Source organism: Luteimonas panaciterrae (assembly GCF_020511115.1).
GTDB lineage: Bacteria > Pseudomonadota > Gammaproteobacteria > Xanthomonadales > Xanthomonadaceae > Luteimonas > Luteimonas panaciterrae.
Map to the genome: position 1 here is coordinate 1 of NZ_JAJAVH010000058.1, position 1,134 is coordinate 1,134.

Annotated in this window: 2 protein-coding genes; one reads left to right on the top strand and one right to left on the bottom strand. The window is 66.8% G+C overall.

The window, feature by feature from the left end; all coding sequences use genetic code 11:
* A partial coding sequence (locus tag LG367_RS18230; protein WP_226470684.1) for a hypothetical protein occupies window positions 1-222 on the bottom strand: 222 nt, incomplete at its 3' end.
* On the opposite strand from LG367_RS18230, the gene LG367_RS18235 reads away from it, so the two are divergent.
* On the top strand, window positions 203-1,134 hold a 932-nt coding region (locus tag LG367_RS18235), incomplete at its 3' end, for a DUF7507 domain-containing protein (protein ID WP_226470685.1). The two genes, LG367_RS18230 and LG367_RS18235, sit on opposite strands and share 20 nt — an antisense overlap.

The following is a 1,134-nucleotide window of genomic DNA, read 5'->3' on the forward strand; positions in this document are numbered from 1 at the left end:
CAGCACGACCGCGATCGCGGCCGGCGCGACGGGTTCGCCGATCACCTTGACGGTGGCGGTGGGCGCGGCTGCTGCGCCGAGCGTGACCAACACCGCACGCGCCAGCGGTGGTGGAGACACCACCTGTCCGGCTTCGGGCGGCACGCAAGCGCGTTGCAATCCGAGCGATCCGACGACGGTGACGGCGTCCGCCGACGTGTCGGTGACCAAGACATTGACCACGGTCGGCCCCTACCTGATCGGTCAGACGGTGTCGTTCAACATCGTGGTGAGCAATGCCGGTCCGTCGCCCGCGACGAATGTGCAGGTGACCGATACGCTCACCAACCTCACGCTGGGCACGGTCAGTGGTGCCTGCACGGCGTTCCCGTGCACGATCGCGAGCATCGCGTCGGGTTCGACGGCGACCATCACCGTCACCGGCACGATCCAGGCCGACGGTGCTTTCAGCAACAGCGCGACGGCGACGCCGACCGAGACCGATCCGAACACCGGCAACAACACCGGTACCGATGGCGACAACACCACGCCGACCGCCGACGTCTCCGTCACCAAGACGCTGACCACGGCTGGTCCTTATCTGATCGGCCAGACGGTGTCGTTCAACATCGTGGTGAGCAATGCCGGTCCGTCGCCCGCGACGAATGTGCAGGTGACCGATACGCTCACCAACCTCACGCTGGGCACGGTCAGTGGTGCCTGCACGGCGTTCCCGTGCACGATCGCGAGCATCGCGTCGGGTTCGACGGCGACCATTACCGTCACCGGCACGATCCAGGCCGACGGCGCCTTCAGCAACAGCGCGACGGCGACGCCGACCGAGACCGACCCGAACACCGGCAACAACACTGGCACCGATGGTGACAACACTACGCCGACCGCCGACGTCTCCGTCACCAAGACGCTGACGACCGCGGGTCCGTTCCAGACGGGTCAAACGGTGACCTACACGGTGACGGTGGCCAACGCTGGTCCGAGCACCGCGACCAACGTGCAGGTCACTGACACGCCGACCAATCTAACGATCACCGGCGTGTCCGGTGGTGGCTGCATGGCGTTCCCGTGCACCATCGCCAGCCTGGCCTCGGGCGCGAGCGTGACCATCACGGTCACCGCGACGATCAACGCGCAGGG